The sequence below is a fragment of the Pseudoduganella aquatica genome, assembly GCF_009857595.1.
GTDB lineage: Bacteria > Pseudomonadota > Gammaproteobacteria > Burkholderiales > Burkholderiaceae_D > Rugamonas > Rugamonas aquatica_A.
Window position 1 is genome coordinate 97,074 of sequence record NZ_WWCU01000001.1, and the last position, 20,754, is coordinate 117,827.

The following is a 20,754-nucleotide window of genomic DNA, read 5'->3' on the forward strand; positions in this document are numbered from 1 at the left end:
CCCCATGCTTCAATACTAGCACTGCGCGGCGAACTGGCGGCGGTAGGCGCCGGGGCTGGTGGCGGCGAGGCGGCGGAAGTGGTGGCGCAGTGACTCTTCCGAACCGAAGCCGGCGCGCTCGGCCACTTGCGCGAGCGGAATGTCCGGCGATTCCAGCAGGTCCTTGGCGATGGCGATGCGCTCGCGCGTGAGCCATTCCACCGGTCCCATGCCGGTTGCGTCCTGGAACTGCCGCTGCAAGGTGCGCGCGCTCATGGCGGCGCGCTCGGCCATGGATTTGACGGTGTGCGGCAGCGCCGGATTGGCGCGCAGCCAGTCCAGCAGGCGCGCCAGCCGGCCCTGTTCGTCGTGCGCCATGGGGCGCGGCAGGAACTGGGCCTGGCCGCCTTCGCGGTGCGGCGCCACCACCAGGCGCTGCGCCACCAGGTTGCCGACGCGCGCGCCGTAGTCGCGCCGCACCAGGTGCAGCAGCATGTCGATGCCGGCCGCCGAGCCGGCCGAGGTGATGACCTGGTCCTGGTCCACATACAGGTCGTCCGCCTGCACCATCACGCGCGGGTGGCGGCGCGCCAGGCGTTCGGTGTAGCGCCAGTGGGTGGTGGCGCGCAAGCCGTCCAGCACGCCGGCGGCGGCCAGCACGAAGACGCCGGAGCAGATCGAGCACAGGCGCGCGCCGCGCGCGTGGGCGGCGCGGAGGGCCTCCAGCAGGGCCGGCGGCGGGGCTTCGTCGGCGTCGCGCCAGCCGGGGATGACGATGGTGTCGGCCAGCGCCAGCAGCTCGGGCCGGTATGGCGCTTGCACGGTGATGCCGCCCGCCGCGCGGATGGGACCGGGCTCGACGGCGCAGACCTGGAAGTCGTACCAGTCCACGCCCAGCTCGGGGCGTTCCAGCGCGAACAGTTCCACCACGCAGCCGAACTCGAAGGTGCAGAGCCGGTCGTAGGCCAGGGCGACGACTAGGTGCTTTTTCATGGCGTAATCTTACCGCATATTGGCATATGCGCCACTGCCGCCTGAGGGCGGGGACTTTGATAATGGCCATACCGCAACCAACAACAGGAGTTGACCATGTCGCACGTCACCGCAACCGCCGCCGCCCCCAGCCCGCTCGCGCTGGCGCATTTCGAGGCCGAATTCACGTTTGAGACCGACTGCTGGGACGTGCATGACGCCCTCAGCAGCGGCCAGCAGGATTTTGTGCTGCTGGACGTGCGCGGCACGGAGAAATACGCGGCCGGCCATGTGCCGGGCGCGGTGGATCTGGCGCACCGGAAAATTATCGGCTCGAAGATGGCGGCATATCCGCAGGGGACGCTGTTCGTGGTCTATTGCGCCGGGCCGCACTGCAACGGCGCCGCCCGCGCCGCCGTCCGCCTGGCGAAGCTGGGCCTGCCAGTCAAGCTGATGGCGGGCGGCATTACCGGCTGGCTGGACGAGGGATTCGAGCTGGAGCGCGCTGCCCTCGCGGCTGCCTGACTCAGCTGCTTCCCGCGCCGCCGCTTACAGCCAGGCAAGCAGGTGCTGGGCCACTTGCGGCGAGTCCAGCAGCACCATGTGGTTGACGCCGTAGACGGTGGCCTGGTGCGCGACGGGGATGGCGAGGCTGCGCAGCGGGTCCGGGTGCTGGCCGAGCGCGCTGGCCAGAGGCACCAGGCCGTCGCCCGCCATCCGGCCGCTGAGCTGGCTTGCGTCCTTGCCTATGGTGCCGGCCACCGCGTAGCAGGCGACGCCTTCCGGCAGCGGCACCGGCGCGGGCAGCGCGGCGCCGTGGGCGAAACGATCGCGGCCCACCCAGTCGCTGTCCAGCAGGCTGCCGTGCCGCAAATCGGTGATGCCGGCGCTGCGCAACTTGGCCAGGCGGGTGAAGGGCGCCGTGTAGGGCGTGAAATCGGTCAGCAGGTGGACCCAGTTGCCGCCGCGCTCCAGCGGCGCGCCTTGATGCGGCGAACCGAGGAACACCAGTTTGCTCAGATGCGCCAGCCAGCGGTGCCCGGCCTGCGCGCCGTAATGGCAGGCGCTGCGTGCGAGCAGGCCGCCCATGCTGTGGCCGACGATGACCAGCTCTTCCACCGGCACCGGCCAGCCGGCGAGCAGCGCTTCCAGCTTGTGGGCGAAGTCGTCGCCGTTTTCTGAGATGTGGCGGCCCGTGTTGTAGTGCAGGTAGACCGGCGTGTAGCCGCGTTCGCGTTCCAGCATGGCGCCGTGGTCGTGGCCGTTGCGCTGCCATTGCAGGTCGTTCATGCAGAGGCCGTGCGCCAGCACGAGGACGCGGCCACCCGGGGCCGCTGATGGCGGCGTAAACGCCAGCGGCTGGCCGTTGCGCCGGAACTGCATCGGTATGGCCAGGGGATTGTTGTCCTGCGCGAGCCGGTCGCCCAGCACGCCGTTCAGCGCGGCGAGGACGGCCTCGCGGCCCGCCCAGCCGCTGCGCTCGCCCAGCAAGGGCTGCAGGCGCGCCAGGCTGTGCTCCAGCCCGCCGCCCGCCAGTCCCGCCACGCCGCGCACGCTGCGGTAGACCAGCGAGGTGGCCAGCGCCAGCGGCCGTCCCACAGGCGCAGGAACGTGGCCCAATATGGCCATGTGGACAGCCTGCGCCAGATCGGCCACGCCGCCCACCGCACCGGTGGCCAGGCGCGCGGCGCCGATCAGGTCAGCCACGCGGGACTGCCCCGGCTGGATGGCAAGCTTGGTGGCCATGGCGCGGGGCGCTTAGCCGCCCAGCGCTTTTTCCACCGCGCCAACCAGCTGCTTGTCTTCCGGCGTGACCTTGCTCGGGAAGCTCTCCACCACCTTGCCGTTGCGGTCGATCAGGTATTTATGGAAGTTCCAGGCCGGGGTCTTGCCGGTGGCCTTGATCAGGCTGGCGTAGAAAGGATTGGCCGCCGTGCCGGACACCACGGTCTTGGCGAACATCGGGAATTTCACGCCGTAGGTGTTGTAGCACAGGTCGGCGATTTCCTTGGCCGAGCCCGGCTCCTGCTTGCCGAAGTCGTTCGACGGGAAGCCCAGCACCACCAGGCCCTTGCCGCTGTACTTGCCGTACAGCGCCTCCAGCCCTTCGTACTGCTTGGTGTAGCCGCAGTAGCTGGCGGTGTTCACCACCAGGATCACCTTGCCCGCGTACTGGCACAAGTCCTGCGGCGCTTCGTCCTGCAGGCGGTTGAACGACTGCTTCAGGATGGCCGGGCAGCTGGCGGCGGCCGGTGCGGCGGCCGGGGCACCCGATTGCGCATAGGCAGGGGCGTTGCCCAGCAGACCCAGCGAGGACACGATAGCGAGAGCGGCAATTTTCTTGGACATGGCGGTAGGGGCAATCAGGTTAAAAAAACCATTCTATGCCAAACACTTAACTGCCGCACTATTGATGCAGATTAAACCCCGCCCACCGCCGCGCCAGCAAAATGGCAGCTTACCTCACCCAAGCTGAGTATCCCCATGCGCCGCCATCCCCGTTCCCACCGCCTGCTGCACACCGTCATCCTGTTGGCGCTGATCGCCATCGCCCTGCTGCTGTTGCCGATGCCCTCGGCTCTTTCCCCGTAGCTACTTATCCCTAGGAGGTCGCCATGTTTCCCCTGTTCTGGAATTGGTCGCCGCAGTTTTTCCTGCCCTGGAGCGGCAGCGTGAGGCAGGACATCGAGCTGGACCGGTTTTTCAACGCCATCCCGCGTGCGGCGGGCGACGGCGTGATCGAGCAGGCGGCGTTCAAGCGCGCCTCCTACGGCAGCCAGCTGGGCTGGATCACGGAAGTGCTGCTGGAAGCGATGAAGGACGTGCCGGCGGACGAGAACAGTCCGCTGGGCAAGCTGCGCCTGGCCAACGCCGACATCCAGCGCATGAAGCTGGAGCGGCACTACCTGGCGGCGGGCGACATCAGCGGGGAAAGGATCGCGGACTACCTGCGCACGCTGCGCCAGCAGGACGGCGCGCGCTATGAACAGCTGAGCCAGCAGCTGCTGCACCTGCTGCAGCCGCCGGCCAAGAGCGATTAAATTCCGCCCAGGCAGATGTACTTGATGACCAGATAGTCTTCCATGCCGTAAATCGACCCTTCGCGGCCCAGGCCGGACTGCTTGACGCCGCCGAAGGGCGCGATTTCGTTGGAAATCAGGCCCGTGTTCACGCCCACCATGCCCGACTCCAGCCCTTCGGACACGCGCCAGATGCGGCCGATGTCGCGCGAATAGAAGTAGCTGGCCAGGCCGAACTCGGTATTGTTGGCCAGGGCCACGGCTTCCTCGTCCGTATGGAAGCGGAACAGCGGCGCCAGCGGGCCGAAGGTTTCCTCGTCCGACACGCGCATGGCCGGCGTCACGTCGGCGATCACGGTGGGCTCGAAGAAGCTGTGGCCCAGCGCGTGGCGCTTGCCGCCAAGCAGCAAACGGCCGCCCTTGGCCAGCGCGTCGGCCACGTGCTCCTCCACCTTCAGCACCGCCTTGGCGTCGATCAGCGGCCCCTGCGTCACGCCCGGCTCGGTGCCGTCGCCCACTTTCAGCTTGGACACCGCCGCCACGAACTTCTGGGCAAACGCTTCATACACGCCGTCCTGCACATAGATGCGGTTGGCGCACACGCAGGTCTGGCCCGCGTTGCGGTACTTGGAGGCGATGGCGCCCTCCACCGCCGCGTCCAGGTCGGCGTCGTCGAACACGATGAAGGGCGCGTTGCCGCCCAGTTCCAGCGACAGCTTCTTGATAGTGGGCGCGCATTGCTCCATCAGCAGGCGGCCCACGCCGGTGGAGCCGGTGAAGGTGAGCTTGCGCACGATGGGATTGCTGGTCATTTCGCCGCCGATGGCCTTGGGCGAACCGGTGACCACGCTGAACACGCCCGGCGGCACGCCCGCGCGCTCGGCCAGCACGGCCAGCGCCAGCGCCGAGAACGGCGTGGCCTCGGCCGGTTTCAGCACCATGGGGCAGCCCGCCGCCAGCGCCGGGCCGGCTTTACGGGTGATCATGGCAGTCGGGAAATTCCACGGCGTGATGGCGGCGCATACGCCGATCGGCTCCTTGGTCACGATCAGGCGGCGGTCCGGCCAGGGCGAAGCCAGCGTGTCGCCCGCGACGCGCTTGCCCTCTTCCGCGAACCACTCGATGAAGGACGCGCCGAACACCACTTCGCCCTTGGCTTCGGCCAGCGGCTTGCCCTGTTCGGTGGTCATCAGCAGCGCCAGGTCGTCCGTGTTCTCCACGATCAGGTCGGCCCACTTGCGCAGCACGGCGGCGCGCTCCTTGGCGGTTTTCTTGCGCCAGGCAGGCCAGGCGGCGTTGGCGGCCTCGATGGCGCGGCGCGTTTCAGCGGCGCCGCAGTCCGGCATGGTGCCGACCAGTTCACCCGTGGCGGGGTTGTGTACAGCGTGCGTTTTGCCGTTGTCGGCATCGGTCCAGACGCCGTTGATATAGGCTTGCTGGCGCAGCAGGGTGGGATCTTTCAATTGCATAGGAGGCTCCGTGCATAGTGATTACCGTCGCTTACTATGCCACAGAGGCGGCACGCTTGCAGGGCGCCTGAATTTACCTGATCTTGATTGCCAGCAGGGCCGGATCGGGCTTGGGCCATTTCAGTTTCAGGCCTTCCAGGGTCTCCAGCAGGATGGAGGCGATGGCCAGGTCGCGGTGCGGCTTGGAGTCGGCCGGCACCACGTACCAGGGCGCGTGATCCGAGTCGGTTTCCCGCAGGGCGTCCTCGTAGGCGCGCTCGAAGGCGCGCCATTTCTTGCGCAGCTCGAAGTCCGCCGGGTCCAGCTTCCACTGCTTGGCAGGATCGTCCAGGCGCGCCTGCAAACGGGTGCGCTGTTCATCCCTGGAGATGTGCAGGAAGACCTTGATGATAGTGGTGCCGGTCTCCGCCAGCATGCGCTCGAAATCGCGGATATGGGCGTAGCGGCGCTTGCACTCCTTGGCGTCAACCATGCCCTGCACGCGGGTAATCAGCACGTCCTCGTAATGGCTGCGGTTGAACACCGTCAGCTCCCCTTTGGCGGGCACTTCGCGGTGCACGCGCCACAGGTAGTCATGGGCCAGTTCGATTTCGGTGGGCGCCTTGAACGACACCGCCCGCAGGCCAACCGGGTTGATGGCGCCGAACAGGCTGCGCACCGCGCCGTCCTTGCCCGACGCGTCCATGCCCTGCAGCACCAGCAGCACCTTGTGCTTGCGCTGGGCGTTCAGCATGGGCTGCAGCGCGGCGACGCGTTCGAGCAGCGCCGCGGTAGCGTCCTTGTGGTCCCCCTTGTCGCAGTCCCCCAGCGGCTGGCGGGACGCGTCCGCGTCGCGCAGCGTGAAATCGTCGGGAAGGCGGAACAGCTCCAGGGCTTTGGTGGGGGATTTCATGCGGGCTTTCAGGAGCGCGCCGGGTAGCGCATGGCGGCCACTTCGCGCAAGGTGGAGAGCATGGCTTCCGCGCCGGGCGACAGCTGGTGCTGGCGGCGCGTGACAATGCCGTACAAATCCATGCGCAGGCCAAGGTCATAGGGCAGCACCACCAGCAGGCCCGCGTCCAGGTAGGGCCGCACCAGCTCCTCCGGCAGCGCCGCCACCATGCGGCTGCCGCTCAGCAGATTGGTCACCACCGGCAGCGCCAGCGTTTCCACGGTTTCCGACGGCGGCTCCAGGCCTTGCGACAGGAACAGCGCGGTCAGGCGGTCGCGCAGGATGCTGCCGGCAGGAGGCAGTACCCAGCCTTCGCGCGACAAATCGGCCAGCTGCAGGTCGGTGCGTCCGGCCAGGGGGTGGCCGGCGCCGGCGATCACGCTGTGCGGCTCGTCGGTCAGCGGTTCGAAATTCAGTTCGGCGGTCAGCGCGGTGTCGAGAATGCGGCCGATCACCAGATCCAGCTCGCCCGCGCGCAGGCGCTCGGCCAGCACCTTGCTGGTGTCCACGGTGATGGCCACCTGCAGGCGCGCGTTGCGGCGCTTGAGGAGTTTCACGGCGTCCGTCACCAGCCCGGCGGACGGCGTGAGCACCGTGCCCAGCGACACACGGCCGCTCAGGCCGGACAGCAGCTCCATCACTTCCTGGTGGGCCGCGTCCATTTCCGCCAGCGCCGCGCTGGCGCGCCGTATCATCACCTCGCCGTACCAGGTCGGCACCACGCCGCGCGGCAGGCGCTCGAACAGCTGCACGTTCAGGGCGTGTTCCAGCTCGCCCAGCAGCTTGGAAGCGGCGGGCTGGGTCAGGTTGGCGGCTTGCGCGGCGTGCAGAATGGAGCCGTGCCGGCCCAGTTCTACCAGCAGAACCAGGTGGCGCGTCTTCAGGTGTGAACGGACAAAACGGTCGGAACGTGGGTCGGGCATGCAGGCCTATGCGGCTAAAAGTCGTTACTCATGATAGAGCTGCGACCTGCCACCGTCAATCAGGATGTCCGTTGCGTTGATAAATCGGGCTTCGTCGCTGGCCAGGAACAGCGCCGTATAGGCCACTTCGCTGGGCTCGCCGATGCGGCGCGGCGGCAGCAAAGCGGCCTGCCGGGCGCGTTCGGCCTCCGGATCGGGGCTGGACGCGAGCCAGGCTTCCACGTTTTCGGTCATGATCAGGCCGGGCGAAATCGAGTTCACGCGGATGCCGCGCGCCGCGTATTCGATGCCCAGAGAGCGGGTCAGGCCGATCAGCGCGTGCTTGGCCACCGGGTAGGGGAAGGTGCCGGGGATGATCTTGTGACCGTGCACGGAGGCGATATTGACCACGCTGCCCGCGCCCTGCGCCAGCATGTGCGGCAGCGCCGCGCGCGTGACGTTCCAGGCGCCGTCCAGGTCGACCGCGAAGCAGCGGTGCCATTGCTCGTCCGTCATCTCCAGCGGATCGGTGAACATGTTCACGCCCGCGTTGTTGACCACGATATCGATGCGGCCGAAGCGGGCCACGGCCTGCTCGGCCAGCGCCTGCACGGCGGCCTTGTCGGCGATATCGCCCTGCACGAACAGCGTGCGGGCGGGATCGAGTTCCGCGCGCATGGCGGCGGCCGCCTCGTCGTCGCGGTGGCTGTTGAGCACCACGAAGGCGCCCTCCTGCGCGAACAGGCGCGCCACCGCCGCGCCTATGCCCAGCGTGGAGCCGGTGACGATGGCGACCTTGTCTTTGATTCTGCCTGGCATATGCATTCCTTCCTTGCAGCGCCTGGCGGGTTACGGCTGCGCCTAACCCGCCCTACGCATCCGTACACCGTAGGGCGGGTTAGCGCCTGGCGCGTAACCCGCCGGAACCGCCGCGATCAGTCGCGGTGGCCGCCGGCGCCGCGCGTCTTGAGCTGGTCCAGCAGCACGGCGGCCAGCAGGATCAGGCCGCGCACCAGGTACTGGTAGAACGCATCAACGTTCATCAGGTTCATCACGTTTTCCACGGTGCCCATGATCAGCACGCCCACCAGCACGCCGATGATGCGCGCCTTGCCGCCTTGCAGCGACACGCCGCCGAGCACGCAGGCCGAAATCACGTCCAGCTCAAAGCCCTGCGCCGCATTCGGCTGGCCGCTGGTGATGCGCGAAGCCAGGATCAGGCCCGCCATGGCGGTGACCAGACCTTGCAGCAGGAAGATCCACACGCGCAGCCTTTCCACCTTCACGCCGGCCAGGCGCGCGGCCTCCGGGTTGCCGCCCACGGCCAGCGTGTTGCGGCCGAAGACCGTGTGGTTAAGCAGCACGCCGAACACCAGGAAGCACACCGCCACCACGATCACCGGCAGCGGCAGGCCGAACACGCGCGCGTCGCCGAAGCTGATGAAGGCGTCGTTGGCGATGCCCACAGCCTGGCCCTGCGAGGCGATGAAGGCCAGGCCGCGCACCATCAGCATGGTGGCCAGCGTGGCGATCAGCGCATTGATGCGCAGGTAGGCGATCAGCACGCCGTTGCCGGCGCCGATCAGCGCGCCGGCAGCCAGGCCGCCGATCACGGCCACCGTCACGCTGCCGGTGCGTTCCAGCAGCATGGCGCCCAGCACGCCGGAGAAGGCGATGGTGGAGCCGACCGACAGGTCGAAGTCGCGCGAGGCCAGGCACAGCATCATGGTGCAGGCGACCATGCCGATCTGCGCCACCGACAGCATCAGGCCGACCACGTTACCGGCCGAGAAGAAGTTTTCCACCGTCAGGGCCAGCACCGTGAACAGGGCGATGTACAGCAGCGGCATGCTGTAGTCGGCCAGCCAGGCGTGCTTGCGCTGGGCCGTGGCAGCAGGGGCGGACGCCGGCGCTTCCGGCGCGGCGGATGGATTGGAACTCAGGCTGTTCATTGCAAACTCCGGGATGGGGTGTGTTCGGTCGTGGTAGGGGGCGCCGCAGCGGCGGCGGCGTCCGGCAGCGCCAGGCGCAGCACGGCGGTTTCGCTGGCGTCCGCGCGGGACAGTTCGCCGCTGATGCGGCCTTCGCGCATGACCAGCACGCGGTCGGCCACGCCCAGCACTTCCGGCAGGTCGCTGGAGATGACGATGACGCAGCAGCCGCGTTCGGCCACTTCATGGATGATGCGATAGATCTCGTTGCGCGCGCCGACGTCGATGCCGCGCGTGGGCTCGTCGAGTATCAGCACTTTCAAGTCCGGTTCGGCCAGCCAGCGCGCCAGGATGACCTTCTGCTGGTTGCCGCCGGAGAGCAGCCGGATTTCCTGCTCGCGGTTCGGGGTCTTGATGCGCAGGCGGCGGATGAAGTCATCGGCGCGCGCGGCTTCCTCCTTGTGGCGCAGGAACAGCCCGCCCAGCAGGCTGTTGCGGCGGCAGCTGATGTTGATGTTCTCGGCCACCGAGGCGCGCGCCAGGATGCCCTGCTCCTTGCGGTCCTCCGGGCACAGCACGATGCCGGCCGCGATGGCGGCGGACGGGCCGCTGGCGGAGACGGCTTTCCCGTCCAGCAGCACCTGGCCGGCGCTGCGGCGGTCGGCGCCGTACAGGAGGCGCATCAATTCGCTGCGGCCGGCGCCCACCAGGCCGAAGAAGCCCAGCACTTCGCCGCCGCGCACGCTGAAGCTGGCGGGGCCGTCCAGCGCCGCGCCGTCCAGGCCGCGCACCGACAGGCGCTCGCCGTGCGCGGGGCGGGTGCGGTAGTCGTAAATGTCGTTCACTTCGCGGCCGACCATGTCGGCGATCAGGCGCTCGCGCGGCACGTCCGCCATCACCGGATGGGTGACGATCTTGCGGCCGTCGCGGAAGATGGTGCAGGTGTCGCACAGCGCGTACAGCTCTTCCAGGCGGTGCGAGATGTAGATGATGGTGCGGCCGTCGGCGCGCAGCTCGCGCACCAGGCGGAACAGCACTTCGCTTTCGCGGTGCGACAGGCTGCTGGTGGGTTCGTCGAAGGCGATCACTTGCGCGTCCTGCATCAGCGCCTTGCAGATCTCCACCATCTGGCGCTGCGCGATGGACAGGTCGGCCAGGCGCGCGGCCGGATCGAGGTCCACGCCCAGTTCGGCCAGGCGGCGCGTGACCAGCTGCTGCGCGGCCTTGTGGTCCACCAGGCCGAAGCGCGTGGGCAGGCGGCCCAGCAGCACGTTCTCGGCCACGGTCAGCTCAGGCACGTATTGCAGCTCCTGGTGGATCACCGCCACGCCGGCGGCAATCGCATCGGCCGCAGACGTGAAGTGGCGCTCCTTGCCGGCCACCACCAGGCGGCCGCCGTCCGGCTTGTACTGGCCGCCGAGGATTTTCAGCAGCGTGGACTTGCCGGCGCCGTTTTCGCCCAGCAGGCCGTGCACGGTGCCGGCGTGCGCTTCGAAGCTCACGCCGTTCAGCGCTTTCACGCCGGGGAAGACTTTGCTGACGTCTTCAAATTGCAGGTACGCGGACACTTTTAGCCTCCGGCTTTCACCAGTTCGGCCTGATTCTTGCGCGTCATCAGCGTGCCCTTGGTCAGCGTGACGGCAGCAGGCGCCTGGTTAGCGGTGATCCACTGGTGCATCATCAGCGAGGATTCATAGCCGTGGCGCTTGGGGCTGATCTGCACGGTGCCGTAGAAGCCGGTGGCGGCAGGCTTGGCGAATTCGTTCAGCGCGGTCTTGCTGCCGCCGATGCCGATGCCGATCACCGAGTCGGCGCGCAGGCCGCGTCCTTCGGCGGCGCGCACCGCGCCCAGCACTGCCTCGTCGTTCAGGCCGAAGGCCACCCAGCGCTTGAAGCGGGCCTGCTTGGTGAGCGCGATATTCGCGGCGTTGAAGGCGCTTTCGGTGTCGGTACGGCTTTGCGGCGCATCGACGATGTTCGCCAGCGGGAAGCCGGATTCCTTCAGCGCGTCCACCGCGCCCTGGGTGCGTTCCTTGGCGGTAGGCAGCTGGTCGTAAGCGATGCGCAGCGCGCCCACTTCTTCCGGCTTCCAGCCGCGCGCTTTCATTTCCTCGGCCAGGCCCAGGCCGACCTGGCGGCCGATCTCGTAGCCCGAAATGCCCATGTGCGGAATGCTGGCGATAGGCTTGCCCGCGCCGTCCACCAGGCGGTCGTCGACCGACATCACTTTCAGGTTCTGGCGCTTGGCCTGGCGCTCGACGGCCGCGCCCAGTTTCACGTCCGGCGCGCAGATGACGAAGCCCTGCGCTTTTTGCGCGGCCAGGTTGTCGATCGCGGCCATCATTTTTTCGCCGTTCGGCACACCGATTTTCACCAGCGTGAAGCCCTTCTCCTTGGCGGCCTGCTCGGCAAAGCGCCACTCGTCCTGGAACCACGGCTCCTCGGCCTGCTTGACCAGGAAGCCGATCTTGACCGGGTCTGCCGCCTGCGCGGTATGGGTGGTGAACGCGGCGGCGGCCAGGGTGGCCGTCAGCGCTGCTGCAAGTAGCTTGATCTTCATGCTTGTCTCCAGTGAGTTATTCTTGGGGGCTATTCTTCGGGGCTATTCTTTTATATCGTTAAACAGGGTGCAGGCCAGGCCGCTGGCGCCCGCGCCGTCCATCAAATGCAAACCGGCGGCGCTGCCCACCATCAGCTGCTCCAGGCCGGGACCGCCGAAAGCGGGCCGGGTCGGCTGGGCTGCGGGAAGCAGCTCGCTGCGCAGCGCGGCGCCGTCCGGCGCGTAGCGCACCACGCGGCAGTGGCCGTCCGCGTCCAGCGCCTGCGCGCTCCATACGCAGCCGGCGCTATCGACGGCTGCGCCGCGCGGGCGGGCGTCCTGCGCGTCGGCGAACAGGCGCACATTGGCCACGCGCGCCGCCTCCGCATCATAATCGCACTGCTGGATGCGGCGGGTGGCGGCGTCGCTGAAATACATGATGCGGCCGTCCGGACTGAAACAAATGCTGTTCGCTGCGGCCACCGTGGGCAGCGCCAGCCTGCGCAAGCCATGGCGCGCCGAATACTGGTAAAAACTGCCGATGGCCGGCGCAAAGCCGGCCGTGCCGGCGGCGCTGCCAGGCGATGCCGCGCCAGGCGTCCCGGCGGCGGTACCCGTGCCGAAAACAAAATTGCCTGCGCGGTCGGTGCTGCCGTCGCTGATGGCGGTGCGCGGCTCGGCCGGGTCCACGGCCATGGCGGGCTGCGGCGGACGCCGTCCCAGGCCTTGCAGCGGCGGCGCGGCCAGGTCGGCGAAGCACAGCCACTTGGCCTGCGCCAGCAGCACCCGGCCGGAGCGGCAGAATGCGAAAGCGCTTACCGAATCCGGCAGGCGGCTGCGCAGCGGCGCACTGCCGGGCGACCACAGATAAAGCGCAACGCTATCGGGATCGGTCCACCACCAGCGGTCCGCGTGCCAGCGCAGACCGTCCACGCCGGCGTCCGGCGCAAGCGCCTGCGCCGCCGTGGGGGCCGTGTCCTGGCGCGCAGCGCGGTCCATCAGCCACGCCACGCGCGCACAAAGGCGCGGGCACGTTCACCGACTTCGGCCGCGCTCAGGCCGGGCTGGTACAGCGCGCCGCCCAGGCCGAAGCCCGCCACGCCTGCCGCGCGGTAGACCGCCATGCCTTCCGGCGTGATGCCGCCCACCGGCAGCAAGCGCAGCGCAGGCGGCAGCACGGCACGCATGGCGCGCACCAGCGTCGGCGTGACCAGTTCGGCCGGGAACAGCTTGACCGCGTCCGCACCCGCGTGCAGGGCGGCGAAGGCTTCGGTGGGGGTGGCGGCGCCGGGTACGCAGAACATGCCGGCCGCCTTGGCGGCGCGGATGACTTCCGTGTCCGCGTGCGGCATCACGATCAGCTGGCCGCCGGCCTTTTTCACGTCGTGCACCGCTTCCACGCCCAGCACCGTGCCCGCGCCCAGCAGGGCGTCCGCAGGCAAGCTGCGCGACAGGCGCGCGATGGACTCGAGCGGCTGCGGCGAATTGAGCGGCACTTCAATCATGCGGAAGCCCGCGTCATAGAGGGCGGCGCCCACGCCTTCGGCTTCCTCCGGGCGCAGGCCGCGCAGGATGGCAACCAGGGGGAGCGCGTCGAAAGCGCTGTCGAATAGTGATGGGTTCATGCTGAATTCTCCTTCGCGCCTCAGGCAGGGATCACGCCTGCGGCTTGCGCCAGGCTGAGTAATCCCGCCGGCGCGGTGTTGTCCAATACCAGGGCTTGCACGCCACTGTAACGCTTGAGCGCCAGCTGGTAGCGCACGCACAGCGCCGGGCTGCCGACCAGCGCCAGCGGCGCGTGGTCCAGTTTCGCATCGGCGCGCCATTCCAGGCCGGCGCGCAGTTCATGGCCGATCAGCAGGCCGGAAAGATAGTCGCCCAGCGCCGGCGCCGGCATACGGCCGGTGACGCCCAGGCTGCGGGCAGAAAAAATCTGGTGGCTCATGCCGAGGTGGCCCGCGTCGCGCGCCATTTCCACGCCTTCGCAGTAGGCCGCTTCGTCGAAGCCGCCGCTATCCTGCATCAGGCGGCCCAGCACGGAATGCTGGCGCAGCACGGCGTACAGTTCGCCCGTCATGTGGGTGGCGAAGCGCTCCACGCGGCCGCCGCGCACCTGCGCCCATTTCGAGTGGGTGCCGGGCAGGACGATGCACGCCTGTTCGCGCAGTTCGGGCCGCATCTGCAGGGCGCCGACGATTTGGGTTTCCTCGCCGCGCATCAGGTCCGGCGGCAGGCCGCCGCCATCCGTCAGCAGGCCGGGAATGATGAGTGCCGTGCCGTCCGGCGTGCGGCGCATGCCGGAAGCCAGCGCGCGCGCATCCGCCGGGCAGGTGGCGTAAGGCACGTCCACCCAGCCGTACTGGCTGCCCACCATGCCGCAGGCCAGCACCGGCAATTCGGGACGGGCGCGCATCCAGTCGCCCGCCGCCTGGTCCAGCACCGCCGCGTAGGCGTCCGCGCCGGACAGCGTGGCCGCGCCCTGCGCAGTCGCCCGTTCCACCAGCGCCAGCCCGTCGGCGCCGACCAGGAAGGCGCGCAGGCCGCTGCTGCCCCAGTCGATGCCGATCAGCCGCGCCGCAGCCAGGGCGTCGGCAGGGCTGGAGGCGCCGCTTACCATTCCGCCACGCTGCCGTCGAAGTGGCGCCACAGGGGATTGCGCCAGTCAGGCGCGTTCTTGCTGGCCTCGATCACGCGCTTCTCGTCGATTTCCACGCCCAGGCCCGGTTTCGGCAGCGGCTTGATGTAGCCGTTTTCGAGGTGGAAGTCCTCTTTGTTGGTGACGTAGTCCAGTACTTCGGCGCCCTTGTTGTAGTGGATGCCCATGCTCTGCTCCTGCAGCACGGCGTTGTGCGACACGAAGTCCACTTGCAGGCAGGCCGCCAGCGCGACGGGACCCAGCGGGCAGTGCGGCGCCAGCGCGATGTCATACGCCTCGGCCATGGCCGCGATCTTCACGCATTCGGTAATGCCGCCCGCGTGCGACAGGTCCGGCTGCACGATGGACAGACCGCCGGCATGGAACACATTCTTGAATTCGAAACGCGAGTACATGCGCTCGCCGGCCGCCAGCGGGATCGACGTCATTTCGGCCAGGCGCGGATAGTATTCGGCCTGCTCGGCCAGCACCGGCTCTTCCACGAACAGGGGGCGGTAGGGCTCCAGCGCGCGCAGCAGCACTTTGGCCATGGGCGCGGCCACGCGGCCGTGGAAGTCGATGCCGAATTCGATTTCGTTGCCGAAGGCGCTGCGGATCTCGGCGATGCGGCCCACTGCCGCGTCGACGGCGGCGGCGCTGTCGATAATGCCGAATTCCTCGGTGCCGTTCATTTTGAAGGTGTCGAAGCCCGCTTCGCGCAGGGTGCGGATGCCTTCGATCACGTCCGCCGGGCGGTCGCCGCCTACCCAGCTATAGGTTTTCATGCGGTCGCGCACCAGGCCGCCCAGCAGTTCGTACACCGGCACGCCCAGGGCCTTGCCCTTGATGTCCCACAGCGCCTGGTCGATACCGGCCATGGCGCTCATCAGGATGGCGCCACCGCGGTAGAAGCCGCCGCGGTACATGACTTGCCACAGGTCGTTGATGCGGCGCGGATCCTGGCCGATCAGGTAGGGCTCGAACTCCTGTACCGCCGTTTCCACGGTGCGGGCCTTGCCCTCGATGACAGGTTCGCCCCAGCCGACGATGCCCTCGTCGGTTTCGATTTTGAGCAGCATCCAGCGCGGTGGCACACGGTACGTAGTCAGCTTGGTAATTTTCATGGCGGTCAAAAGAGATGGTGTGATGGCAGTCTAGCGCGCCTACCTAACACGGAAATATGCAATGTTTGCGCAAACCTATGCGGATTTGGCATATCGGCGGCAATGATCGTATCGTTGCATTGCCGTAGGGCGGGTTAGGCGCGAAGCGCCGTAACCCGCCGCAGGGGTCAGAACTTATAGGTCAAACCCAGGTTATAGCGCCGCCCAAACTCCGTCACTTCCTGCTGGTACGGGTTATTGGCGCTGGTATAAACCACTTTCTGGTTGGTCAGGTTCTCGATGCCGAAGCGCAGCTGCAACTGCGGCGTGAGCTGCTTGGCCAGGTTCATGGACACAAAAGTCTCGGCCTCGTTCTCGATCAGCTGTCCCGCGCTCCAGGTAGGGTTGCGCACGAAGGCGCTGTGGTAGTTGGCCGACAGGCGCGCCTCGTAGCCATCGCGTTCGTACCACACGGTGGCGCCGCCGTTATGCCGCATCAGGCCCTCGATCGGGAAGGGGTGGCCGGCCGGGAAGTTCTCCTTGATGTCGCTGGCGGTGTACGAGTAGTTGCTGGAGATGCCGAAGCCGTTGGCGAAGGACTGCTGGTAGATCAGCTCCAGCCCGCGCACATTGCCGCCCTCGCCGTTCACCGAACGCGTGATGACTGCGCTGCGGCCGTTGATGGTGGTGGTGTCGCCGGTGATGCCGATGTAGCGGCTGATCTGCTTGTAGAACAGGCCTGCGGACAGCAGCGAACCCTTCTCGAAATACCACTGGTAAGCCAGGTCCACCTGGTTGGCCATCATCGGTTTCAGGCCGGGGTTGCCGGCGCTGCCGGTGAGCGGCTGCGCGGGGTTCGAGTCCACGTTCAGGTTGCGCGAACCGCGCATTTCATCCAGCGGCGCGCGCGACATGGCGCGGGCCAGGCTGAAACGCACCTGGCGCTCCTGCTTTTCGTCCAGGCCGAAGATCAGGTTCAGGCTGGGCAGGAACTCGGTGTAGCTGCTGCCTTCGCTGACAGCGGTGGGTGCGGCGCCGTTCAGCGACTGCATGCCCTCGCCGGTCTGGCGGGTGCGCACCACGCGCAGGCCCACATTGCCGCGATAGTTCTCGCCTTCCAGCTCGCCCTGGCCGTACAGCGAGGTGCTGCGCTCGGTGACCTTCCAGCCGGACAGCAGGTCGTTCTGCGTCTTCACGCGGCCGGTTGGATCAAAGGCGCTGGCGCCGAACACCTTGGTGGTGGTGCCCATGAAGTCCTTCAGCGCGATATACGGCGCAAAGCCTTTCACGACCACGCGCTCGTAGTCGGAATCGGCGATGGTGCCGCTCGGAGACAGGTTCCAGGTGGTCTGGCCGTAGCTCTTTTCGCGGTCGGTGGCGCGCGCGCCCATCTTGATGCGTTTCAGCGGGCCGGCGTCCAGGTCGCGCGAGGCGTTCAGGTGCAGCGCGGTGAGCTTGTCGTTCAGGTGGCCGTCGGTGTCCACGTACAGCGTGGCCGCGCCGAAGGCGGCGGGGTTGCCGGTGTCCTGGCCGAAGGAGTAGTCCTGGCGCTCGTTGCCGGTGAAGGCCCAGCTGATGGTGCCGTTGTTCTTGCTGAACTGGCGCAGGTCGCGCCACTGGCTGTCGCGGCCGGAGCGGGAGCTCGACAGGTCGCCTTCCAGCTTCCATGCGCCAGCGTTGAACTTGCCGTTCAGGCCCAGGGCCAGCGTGTCCATGTCCTGCGTCCACAGCGTATCGTTGGTGGTCAGGCCCACGTCCTTCACGCTGGCGCCCACGACGTAGCCGTTGCGGATGTCCACATTGCTGTAGTTGCCCTTCTGCCAGCCGTCCCAGTTGCCCACGTCGCCGCTCCAGTGCGACAGGCCCGGCTCGCGGATCTTCGCCTGCGAGTAGTAGGCGTCGGCCGTGATGAAGGCGTCCGGGCTGGCCTTGAATTCGACCTTGCCCAATACGCTGGAGCGCTTGTCGTTGCCGCGCTTGACGCCGTCCTCGAAGCCCCATGGCGACTTGTCCACCTTGCCGTCGCCATTCAGGTCGCCGGAGTGGTCTTCGTTAAAACCCCAGTGCTTGATGTTCTTCTGCACCGAAGGCTGGTCCTGGTAGCTGAAGGCCAGCGCCACGCCCACGGTGCGGTCGTTGAACTGGTCGATATAGACGCCGCCCACGCGCGGGGCGGTCTTGTCTGCGCCCGGCACGTCCTTGGAGATGGGGTAGTACAGTGCGTCGGCGCGCAGCGTGGCCTGGCGGCCGCTGTACTTCAGCGGCTGCACTGTCTGCAGGTCGATGGTGGTGGCCACGCCGCCTTCCACCAGCTCGGCGGATTGCGTTTTATAGACGGTGGCGCCGCTCAGCGACTCGGACGGGAACTGCTCGAAGCGCACCGCGCGCGCCGGTTCGGACGAGGCCAGCTCGCGGCCGTTCAGCGTGGCGCCGATGAAGCGCGGGCCGAGGCCGCGCGCCACGATCTGGCTGGCGTTGCCCCGGTCCAGGCCGGACGACAGGCCGGGCAGGCGCGCCAGCGATTCGGCGATGGTGGTGTCCGGCAGCTTGCCGATGTCCTCGGAGGCGATTACCTCCACCATGCTGTTGGAGGCTTCCTTGACCGCCAGCGCATTGCGCACCGAGCTGCGGATGCCGGACACGGTGACTTGCTGCACCGCTTCCGCCGCTGGCTGCGACTGGGCCATCGCTTCCGTACAGGCGAGCGGCATCGTGAACAGACTGGCGATCAGCCAGCTGAGCTTCTTTTGTTTCATGTGAACTCCCTCTCCGTTTATGATTTTTTTATGGTTGTACTGCCAGCGTGTAGACCGGCGTGATTTTCACGCCGCGCAGCTGCGCTACCTGCTGCTTGCCGCCGAAATCGGGGCGGCCTTCCTTGGGAAGATAGATGGGCGCGTCGGCGCGCAGCGGCAGCACCGACAAGGCCAGCGGGCCTTTGCCTGCATGCTCCACGGCGAACTGCCAGCCGTAGCCGCTGTAATACCAGTCGTCCAGCATGCGGGTGCCGTTGAACAGGCGGCCGATGTCGCCCACGAAGTCCAGTTCCACCAGCGCGTTCTTCTCGCCTTGCGGCAGGTCGATGCGCCAGGCGGCGGCGTTGCGGAAGGATTCGGGGATAGGCTGCACGGCGGCATGCGCCAGGCCGCCCACCACCACCGGTCCGATATTCTTCGCTTCGCGCACCGGCGTGATCTTCGCTTCCAGGCGGCGCTCAGGCAGCTTGGCATCGAAGGCCTGGAACACGCCGTCCGTGCTGGCGCGCAGCGCCACGCTGGACTTGGGCGCCTTCGGCAGCGCCGGGTAGACGGCGAAGCGGAACTCGGCGTCGCCGTCCGAGCGCATGCGCAGCGCGCCGTTGTCGAACCAGGTCTGCTGCGCGCTCAGCACCAGGCGGCGCTGGCCGGCGAACTGCTCCACCGTCATGCTTTCTGCCTGCTGCGGCGTGAGCACCAGCAGCGTGACGGGCGGCTTTTGCCCGCGCTGTATGGTGACGGCCGCGCCGGTGCCGGGGGTGATGCCCTCGACCACGACATCGCCATCGGCTTCGCTGCCGGCCTTTGCGATACGCGCGCCGGGCGCGGACAGGCGATTCGCTGCTGCGCCTTCAAACGCCAGCTCCACCGGCACGCCGGCGTTGGCGGCGAACACATAGGTGATGCCTGCCTTGCCGTTGTCCAGGCGCGCCACCGGCTGCACGGTGGCGTAGGACAGGCGGGTGCCGTCCAGGTCCATATTCACAGGCCAGATGAAGTAGCTGCCATTGGCCACATCCACCGGCTGGCGCGGGAAGGTCTTGGTACTACCGGGCAGCTGTACCGAAAAACGCAGCTGCTTTTGCGCCGGCATGGCGTACTGGCGCACGTGGTTGCTGACAAAAAGGAAACCGCTGTCGCCCTTGCTGCGCAAGGCGAAACGCGGCGTGGCCAGGTCTTCCGGGCCGGCCGGCGTCACATCCGGCTTGCGCACCGTCATGGGCGCCAGGCGGTCGCCGAAATCGCGCATGAACAGATGGTAGGGGCGCAGCTTGGCCAGCACGGGACGCTGCTGGCCGTCCGGGCCGAGCGGCGCCTGGAAGTCGTAGCTGATCATCGGCGTGTCGTTGTAGCCGCCGGACAGCGAGCTTTCTTCCAGCGAGGTCAGGTCCATGGGATTGCGGCCGCCGTGGAACATGTAGTAGCCGATCAGGTTCACGCCGGAGCCCAACTGCACCGGCAGCATGGACGCGATATCGTCCGGCGACACCACGGTGCGGCGGCGGTACATGAACGGCAGGCCCGCGCCGTATTCCGCGCCCAGGAAGGGTGTGCTTTCCATGTCGGTGTCGGCCGTGCCCTTGCCCTTGCGCGAGGTCTGCGCGCCCAGGTCGCCGCTCACGCGGCTGTCGAAGCGGAAGGCGTAGGTTTCCTTGGGCGGCAGTTCCTTGGTGCTCTTGGCCCAGGGTTCGTCCGGGTAGCCGCCGAACACCGGCGTTACTTCGCCGGACGGGTAAACGGTCTGGTCCCAGCCGGTGACGGTGTACAGCGGCACATCCACGCCGGCCTTGCGCGCGAGCGCCTTGAGCGCGCTGATGTGCGCGGCGCCCTCGCCCGGGCCGTCCAGGTTGTATTCGTTCTCCAGCTGCACGCCGATCACCGGGCCGCCGTCCTTCCACAGCAAGCCCTTGATCTGCGCGGCGGTCTGCTGGTACAGGCGCTCCGCATGGCTCATGTATTGCGGGTCGTTGCTGCGGGTGGGCATGGCGTTCACCACCCAGTCGGGGATGCCGCCGTAGCGCACTTCGGCATGCACCCACGGCCCCATGCGCACCACAACTTCCAGCCCGGCCTTGGCGGCCAGCTGCACGAAGCGGCGCAGGTCGCGCTGGCCCTTCCAGTCGAACTGGCCGTCGCGCTGTTCGTGGTGGGACCAGATCACGTAGGTGGCGACAACGTCGATGCCGGCCGCCTTCATTTTGCGCAGCTCCGTTTCCCATTCGGCGGTGGGAGTGCGGGTGTAGTGGAACTCGCCCATCACCGGCAGCCACGGCTTGCCGCCGCGGGTCAGGTACTGGCTGTTGACGCCCAGCTTGACGCCGGCAGGCGACACGGATGCGCCCATTTGCAGCTGGTTTTCAAGCGGGGTTTTGGCGGGGGCGCTGGCGTCGATGCGCAGCAGTGTTTCAGCGTTGGCCATGCCTGCGGCCAGCAACACGCCTAGTGCGTATGCTTTGTTCATTACTCTCTCCGGGAATCTAGTTATGGTTATTGCCAGCGAGTGTAAGTTCCGCAGCT

Annotated in this window: 18 protein-coding genes; 2 read left to right on the forward strand and 16 right to left on the reverse strand. The window is 67.7% G+C overall.

The genetic code is table 11. The annotated features are described in order from the left end of the window. Positions 1-15 precede the first annotated feature (15 nt). Positions 16-972 carry a transcriptional regulator FtrA gene (gene ftrA, locus GTP77_RS00510; RefSeq protein ID WP_161070210.1) on the reverse strand — a complete coding sequence of 319 codons (957 nt, stop codon included), beginning with the start codon at positions 970-972 and terminating at the stop codon, positions 16-18. A 96-nt stretch (positions 973-1,068) separates the two neighbouring features. On the opposite strand from ftrA, the gene GTP77_RS00515 reads away from it, so the two are divergent. Continuing rightward, a complete protein-coding gene (locus tag GTP77_RS00515) occupies positions 1,069-1,476 on the forward strand; it encodes a rhodanese-like domain-containing protein (RefSeq protein WP_161070211.1) in 408 nt (135 codons plus the stop codon). A 24-nt stretch (positions 1,477-1,500) separates the two neighbouring features. Here the strand turns inward: GTP77_RS00515 and GTP77_RS00520 are convergent, their stop codons facing one another. Both GTP77_RS00520 and GTP77_RS00525 read right to left on the reverse strand, forming a co-directional pair. After that, a complete protein-coding gene (locus tag GTP77_RS00520; protein WP_161070212.1) occupies positions 1,501-2,697 on the reverse strand; it encodes an esterase/lipase family protein in 1,197 nt (398 codons plus the stop codon). 12 nt (positions 2,698-2,709) lie between these two features. Further along, entirely contained in the window at positions 2,710-3,300 is a 591-nt protein-coding gene (locus GTP77_RS00525) for a glutathione peroxidase (RefSeq protein WP_161070213.1), read from the reverse strand. A gap of 266 nt (positions 3,301-3,566) precedes the next feature. On the opposite strand from GTP77_RS00525, the gene GTP77_RS00530 reads away from it, so the two are divergent. Beyond that, positions 3,567-3,992, forward strand: coding sequence for a hypothetical protein (locus tag GTP77_RS00530; protein ID WP_161070214.1), 426 nt, complete (start codon positions 3,567-3,569; stop codon positions 3,990-3,992). Here the strand turns inward: GTP77_RS00530 and gabD are convergent. The 13 genes from gabD to GTP77_RS00595 all read right to left on the reverse strand — a co-directional run bounded on the left by gabD (position 3,989) and on the right by GTP77_RS00595 (position 20,698). Next, positions 3,989-5,440, reverse strand: a complete 1,452-nt coding sequence (gene gabD, locus GTP77_RS00535) for an NADP-dependent succinate-semialdehyde dehydrogenase (RefSeq protein WP_161070215.1) — start codon at positions 5,438-5,440, stop codon at positions 3,989-3,991. The genes GTP77_RS00530 and gabD overlap by 4 nt on opposite strands. A gap of 73 nt (positions 5,441-5,513) precedes the next feature. Next, positions 5,514-6,332, reverse strand: coding sequence for a PPK2 family polyphosphate kinase (locus GTP77_RS00540; RefSeq protein ID WP_161070216.1), 819 nt, complete (start codon positions 6,330-6,332; stop codon positions 5,514-5,516). Positions 6,333-6,340: 8 nt separating this feature from the next. Next, entirely contained in the window at positions 6,341-7,294 is a 954-nt protein-coding gene (locus tag GTP77_RS00545) for a LysR substrate-binding domain-containing protein (RefSeq protein WP_161070217.1), read from the reverse strand. 24 nt (positions 7,295-7,318) lie between these two features. Beyond that, a complete protein-coding gene (locus GTP77_RS00550) occupies positions 7,319-8,092 on the reverse strand; it encodes an SDR family oxidoreductase (protein WP_161070218.1) in 774 nt (257 codons plus the stop codon). 116 nt (positions 8,093-8,208) lie between these two features. Then, positions 8,209-9,225, reverse strand: coding sequence for an L-arabinose ABC transporter permease AraH (gene araH, locus GTP77_RS00555; RefSeq protein ID WP_161070219.1), 1,017 nt, complete (start codon positions 9,223-9,225; stop codon positions 8,209-8,211). Further along, positions 9,222-10,772, reverse strand: a complete 1,551-nt coding sequence (araG, locus tag GTP77_RS00560) for an L-arabinose ABC transporter ATP-binding protein AraG (protein WP_161070220.1) — start codon at positions 10,770-10,772, stop codon at positions 9,222-9,224. Before araG ends, araH begins: the two co-directional genes overlap by 4 nt. A 2-nt stretch (positions 10,773-10,774) precedes the next feature. Further along, positions 10,775-11,764 (reverse strand): arabinose ABC transporter substrate-binding protein, encoded by a 990-nt coding sequence (locus GTP77_RS00565; RefSeq protein WP_161070221.1) that lies wholly within the window; start codon positions 11,762-11,764, stop codon positions 10,775-10,777. Between the two features lie 42 nt (positions 11,765-11,806). Next, the gene (locus GTP77_RS00570; RefSeq protein ID WP_161070222.1) at positions 11,807-12,742 is read right to left on the reverse strand and encodes an SMP-30/gluconolactonase/LRE family protein; all 936 of its coding nucleotides are present in this window, start codon (positions 12,740-12,742) and stop codon (positions 11,807-11,809) included. Continuing rightward, entirely contained in the window at positions 12,742-13,368 is a 627-nt protein-coding gene (locus tag GTP77_RS00575; protein ID WP_161070223.1) for a 2-dehydro-3-deoxy-6-phosphogalactonate aldolase, read from the reverse strand. The genes GTP77_RS00570 and GTP77_RS00575 overlap by 1 nt, the downstream gene beginning before the upstream one ends. Positions 13,369-13,388: 20 nt before the next feature. After that, positions 13,389-14,360 (reverse strand): 2-dehydro-3-deoxygalactonokinase, encoded by a 972-nt coding sequence (locus tag GTP77_RS00580; RefSeq protein WP_161070224.1) that lies wholly within the window; start codon positions 14,358-14,360, stop codon positions 13,389-13,391. After that, the gene (dgoD, locus tag GTP77_RS00585) at positions 14,354-15,502 is read right to left on the reverse strand and encodes a galactonate dehydratase (protein ID WP_161070225.1); all 1,149 of its coding nucleotides are present in this window, start codon (positions 15,500-15,502) and stop codon (positions 14,354-14,356) included. Before dgoD ends, GTP77_RS00580 begins: the two co-directional genes overlap by 7 nt. Positions 15,503-15,669: 167 nt before the next feature. Further along, positions 15,670-18,237, reverse strand: a complete 2,568-nt coding sequence (locus tag GTP77_RS00590) for a TonB-dependent receptor (protein ID WP_161070226.1) — start codon at positions 18,235-18,237, stop codon at positions 15,670-15,672. Between the two features lie 28 nt (positions 18,238-18,265). Next, complete coding sequence (locus tag GTP77_RS00595; protein WP_161070227.1) at positions 18,266-20,698, reverse strand: beta-galactosidase; 2,433 nt, start codon at positions 20,696-20,698, stop codon at positions 18,266-18,268. Between the last annotated feature and the right edge of the window lie 56 nt (positions 20,699-20,754).